This window comes from Gluconobacter sp. P1C6_b, from assembly GCF_018811945.1.
GTDB lineage: Bacteria > Pseudomonadota > Alphaproteobacteria > Acetobacterales > Acetobacteraceae > Gluconobacter.
On sequence record NZ_JACRVU010000049.1, the window covers coordinates 1 to 4,757 of the forward strand.

The following is a 4,757-nucleotide window of genomic DNA, read 5'->3' on the forward strand; positions in this document are numbered from 1 at the left end:
GAACGGTCGCGTGCGTCGGTGTGCTCCGGACGGGCTCTGCCGTAGAGGATGCTCCCGTTGCGGGCGTTGCGCCCACGGGGGGCGGGGCTTTTGCCGCGGGTTTCTGGGCGGCGTGTCCTGCCGGGTGCGTCGTCGGGGCTGGTTTTTTCGCGGAGGGGGCTGTCTTGGCCTGAGGCAGATCATCCAGATTGCTGGTGACCTGCGCCTGAGCGGCGTACAGCGGAAGGCAGGCCAGAAAGGCCGCCAGAGGAAGGGAGAAGGGGATCGGCCTGTACATGTCAGGCCGATCCTAGACGAGGCCTCACGACTCCCGCAATGGGAAGTGAGGGCAGTTTCGTCAGCTCCGGTTCAGGGCCTCGTGCACAAGGGCGCGCAGGGGGCCGTGAAGGTTGGTGTTTCCGGCAACGACATTGACGTCGTCGGGAAGGTCATGGAGTTCGGTTCCGTCCGGATCGGTCGCATAGCCACCGGCTTCGCGGACGAGAAGCAGGCCGGCTGCGCAGTCCCAGGGCTTGATGCCGAATTCCCAGTAACCGTCGTAACGACCGGCTGCGACCCAGGCGAGATCCAGGGCTGCGGCACCGAAGCGGCGAATCCCGGCAACCTGAGGCATCAGGGCGCCGAGGACGCGCGCGAACGGCAGACGGCTGCTGCTCGGGACTTTCGCAAAGGGAATCCCGGTCGCAAACAGGGCCTCATGCATGTTACGGCGACCGGAGACACGAAGGCGGCGTTCGTTGAGGAACGCGCCCACGCCCTTTTCGGCCCAGAACATTTCGTTGGCAGCCGGGTTGTAGACAACCGCGGCAGCCATTTCGATTGTGCCGTCCGGCAGCTTGCGCTGAAGGCCGATGGAAATGGCCCAGTGCGGGATGCCGTGCAGGAAGTTCGTCGTGCCGTCCAGCGGATCGACGATCCAGCGCCAGGTCCAGTTGTCCCCGCCCGAAGCACCGCTTTCTTCCATCAGGAAGGCGTAGCCGGGACGAGCGCGGCTCAGTTCCTCGCGAAGGATGGTTTCGGCGCGCAGGTCTGCCTGGGAAACGAAATCTCCGGGCCCCTTGATGCTGACCTGAAGCTGTTCGACCTCTGCAAAGTCACGGAGCAGACGGCGCGAGGCCTTCTGTGCCGCGCCCTGCATGACGGCCATGTGCGGGGAAAGACGCATGCTGGATCAGTCCTTCGCGCGTTCGACGTAGGATCCGTCTTCCGTGCGGACAACGATGCGCTCACCGGCTTCGATGAACGGCGGGACCAGCGTCTTCACGCCATTGGACAGCATGGCGGGCTTGTAGGACGAGCTGGCCGTCTGGCCCTTGACCACCGGGTCGGCTTCCGTGACTTCCAGCGTCACGTGCGGCGGCAGTTCCACGCCCACCGGGTCGCCTTCGACCAGCTTGACGTTCAGCGCCATGTTGTCCTGCAGGAAGGCGAACTGGTCGCCGAAGATGTCCTTGGCGAGGATCAGCTGCTCGAACGTTTCCGGGTCCATCAGGACGACATTGTCACCGTCCATGTAGGAGTAGGTGTAGTCCTTGTCTTCCGTGAGCAGACGCTCGACGGAATCCGCCGTTCTCCAGCGCTCGTTGGTCTTGTTGCCCGTCTTGAGGTCGCGCATTTCGACCTGGATGAAGGCGCCACCCTTGCCCGGGGTGATGATCTGCTGCTTGAGAACCGTCCAGCGGCGGCCATCGTGCTCGATGACCTGGCCGGCCCGGATAAGGTTGGCTTGCTGTTTCATGCTTGTGTCCTGATGACCCGTGGGTAGGGATTTTCTGTCACGTCTTGTGGGCTTCTAGCGCCGCACGGGGGCTGGAAGCAAGGCCAAGGGGCGCGTGACAGTTTGCAGCTTCAGGAAACTGTGAAGGGCTTGGGGCTTGGGGCATGACGGCGGACAGGTCATGTCAGAGTGTGTGTCTGTCCTGAAGGTCAGGGCGAAACGCAAGGAGAAGCCGCATGTACGATATGAAGAACCTCTCGCGCATTTCCCATCTTGAAGCCAATGCCTCCAAGGGTATGGACGCCTTCTGGCAGTTCGACCGTGCCGCCTTCGAGGAAGGTGAAGTTAGCGCCCTGACCAAGCAGCTCGCCGCCGTGGCCGTCGCACTGACGACGCAGTGCCCTTACTGTATCGAACTTCACGTCAAGGCTGCTCGCGAGGCGGGCGCAACGGATGCGCAGCTCTCCGAGATCGCTCTTGTGGCCGCCGCCATCCGTGCGGGCGGGGCCATCACCCATGCCACTCACATGTTCGACGCCAAATAAGGCGGCTGCATTTTATGAGGCGTGTCAGGTGAAGCTGCACGCCTCTCCGTCGGGTGTTGAGACCGTGCCGGGCGACGCGGGGTCCAGATATTCCGGTCCGATCGGAACTTTGCCCCGACCACCGGGAATGTCGAGGACATAGGTCGGCCAGGCCAGACCCGTGACACGTCCGCGCAGTTGTCTCAGCAGGGCCTGACCTTCCGCGACGGGGACATGGAAATGTCCCGTTCCGGCGGCGGCATCAAGATGATGCAGGTAATAGGGTTTGACCCGCGCTTTCAGGAACGCCCGCAACAGGGCTTCCAGACTTTCAACCGTATCGTTGACCCCGCGCAGCAGGACGGATTGCGAGAGCACCGGAATGGCACGTGACAGAACGGCGCGGATCCCCTTTATGGCCTGTGGAGTCAGCTCATTGGCATGGTTGGCGTGAACGACCAGCCACATGGAGCGGTCCGTTTCCATCGCGTCCAGAAGCTCTTCCGTCATGCGTGTCGGGTCGGCGACCGGGACGCGGGAATGGATGCGGATGGTCTCGATATGGGGGATATCCGACAGGGACTGCACGATATGCTTCAGCCGGCGCGGGGCAAGCATGAGCGGATCGCCGCCTGTGAGGATGATTTCGCGGATATCGGGATGCTGCCGCACCCAGTCGAGTGCGGCTTCAAGCTGCGCATCGCTGAGAAGGCCACCGCCCGGGCCGACATGCTCGCGCCTGAAACAGAACCGACAGTAAAGCGGGCAAACCAGCAGAGGCTTGAGCAGGGCGCGGTCCGCATAGCGGTGCACGATGCCGGGGACGGGGGACAGGGCATCGTCGCCGATCGGGTCCGCGTCCTCATGGGGGAGCGTGACCAGTTCACGGGCGTCGGGAATGACCTGCCGGGCGATGGGGTCGTCCGGATGCGTGATCAGGTCCTGGAAGGCGGGGGGAATGGTCATCGTGAAGCGCTCACCCACCGCTTCGAGCGTTGCGCGGTCGGCTTCGGGGGCCAGTCCCGCGTCGATCAGGTCGGACGGTGTACGAAGCGTGTGACGTTTCGTGGAATGTCGTGGAGCTGTCTTGACCATATCATCCATGTGATGCCTCTAGCGGTGCGGGTCCCGGTTTTGCAACAGGAGCGAGAGACGTCATGACCGTATTGTCTGCTGATCCGGGCCGGATCGCCGAGCGCCTGCCTCTGCTTGAGCGGCGTACGCAGATGGTCAGATCGGTCCGGACTTTCTTTGAAGAGCGCGGATATCTGGAAGTCGAAACACCGTTCGCGGTTCCGGTTCCGGGCGAAGAAGTCCATCTGCGCTGTTTCAGAACGGAGCTTGAGCGGCCGGACGGCTCCCGTGAGGCACGTTTCCTGCATACGAGTCCGGAATTTGCGATGAAGCGGATTGTCGCGGCGACAGGGCAGCCCGTGTTCCAGATGGCGCGTGTCTGGCGCAATGGCGAGGCCAGCAATACGCACGCCCCGGAGTTCACGATGCTCGAATGGTATCGTCCAGGCGCGGATCTGTCGTCTCTCATGGATGAGACCGAAGCTTTTCTGCGCGCGCTTCTGCCGCCCGTGGTGCATCGGGGGATGGATGTCATTGATCTTTCACTCCCTTTCGAGCGGCTGACGATGCAGGCTGCATTTGCACGTTATGTGGGAGCGGATCTGCTGGGAACGGCCGGGAATGCCGAGGCTTTGGCTGCACAGGCTCATGTTGGGCTGCGGAATGGTGAGAACTGGGAAGACCTGTTCTTCCGGCTGCTGCTGGAGCGCATTGAGCCCGTGATCGGGCGTGAACGTCCCACATTCCTGACGCACTGGCCGGCGGAACAGGCAGCACTCGCACGCCGGGACCCGGAAGACGGGCGCGCTGCGCTGCGGTTCGAGCTTTATGTGGGCGGGCTGGAACTGGCGAACGCCTTTGAAGAGCTCACCGATCCGGTGGAACAGCGGGAGCGTTTTGCAACGGATCGTAAGCGTCGTGTGGAACTGTCTCCGGATCAGGACTGGGGCCTGGACGAGGATTTTCTGGCCGCATTGCCGGATCTGCCGCCCTGTTCAGGTATCGCCCTCGGGTTTGACCGGCTGGTCATGCTGGCAACCGGAGCACCGCGGATCAGTGACATTTTGTGGTTGGCCTGATCTTTTAGGAACTTGCAGGAGTTTTAATCCTTCTTTTGCGTCAGAAGGGCTAGAACGTGTCGAAAGAGGAACATGACCGCGTTGCAGCGGCACAGTCTGGAAAGATGATGATGAAAAAAGTTGGATTGCTGTCTGTCCTGGTGCTGCTGGGCCTTTCCGCCTGTGAAGTCCCGACCCTGCAGCAACGCAAGGTGCTGGATTCCATGGTTGGAAAGTCCGAAGTGGACGTGCTGCGCCAGTTCGGTGTTCCGACCCGTAACTATGATGCGCAGGGCCATACGTTCCTCGCCTATATCGATAACGAAACGCAGTATTCTCCCGGCGGTGGCTGGGGCTGGGATGGCTGGGGCGGCGGTATGGGCG

At 62.3% G+C, this 4,757-nt stretch carries 5 protein-coding genes and 2 pseudogenes; 3 read left to right on the forward strand and 4 right to left on the reverse strand.

Annotated features, from left to right (window positions below; genetic code table 11):
* The 3 genes and pseudogenes from KP701_RS15810 to efp all read right to left on the reverse strand — a co-directional run.
* Positions 1-277: pseudogene (locus tag KP701_RS15810) on the reverse strand (hypothetical protein); the annotation flags it as partial.
* A 60-nt stretch (positions 278-337) separates the two neighbouring features.
* A complete protein-coding gene (locus KP701_RS15815) occupies positions 338-1,165 on the reverse strand; it encodes an inositol monophosphatase family protein (protein WP_011251823.1) in 828 nt (275 codons plus the stop codon).
* Positions 1,166-1,171: 6 nt separating this feature from the next.
* Positions 1,172-1,738: an elongation factor P gene (gene efp, locus KP701_RS15820; protein WP_215747879.1), complete on the reverse strand. Its 567-nt coding sequence runs from the start codon at positions 1,736-1,738 to the stop codon at positions 1,172-1,174.
* A 215-nt stretch (positions 1,739-1,953) separates the two neighbouring features.
* Here efp and KP701_RS15825 point away from each other — a divergent pair, with 215 nt between their 5' ends.
* Complete coding sequence (locus tag KP701_RS15825; protein ID WP_011251821.1) at positions 1,954-2,262, forward strand: carboxymuconolactone decarboxylase family protein; 309 nt, start codon at positions 1,954-1,956, stop codon at positions 2,260-2,262.
* Between the two features lie 24 nt (positions 2,263-2,286).
* On the opposite strand, the gene KP701_RS15830 is transcribed toward KP701_RS15825, so the two are convergent.
* Positions 2,287-3,345: a lysine-2,3-aminomutase-like protein gene (locus KP701_RS15830; RefSeq protein ID WP_215747880.1), complete on the reverse strand. Its 1,059-nt coding sequence runs from the start codon at positions 3,343-3,345 to the stop codon at positions 2,287-2,289.
* Positions 3,346-3,398: 53 nt separating this feature from the next.
* Here KP701_RS15830 and epmA point away from each other — a divergent pair, with 53 nt between their 5' ends.
* Together epmA and KP701_RS15840 are read left to right on the forward strand one after the other, a co-directional pair.
* The gene (gene epmA, locus KP701_RS15835; RefSeq protein WP_215747881.1) at positions 3,399-4,394 is read left to right on the forward strand and encodes an EF-P lysine aminoacylase EpmA; all 996 of its coding nucleotides are present in this window, start codon (positions 3,399-3,401) and stop codon (positions 4,392-4,394) included.
* 110 nt (positions 4,395-4,504) lie between these two features.
* A pseudogene (locus KP701_RS15840) lies at positions 4,505-4,757 on the forward strand (hypothetical protein); the annotation flags it as partial.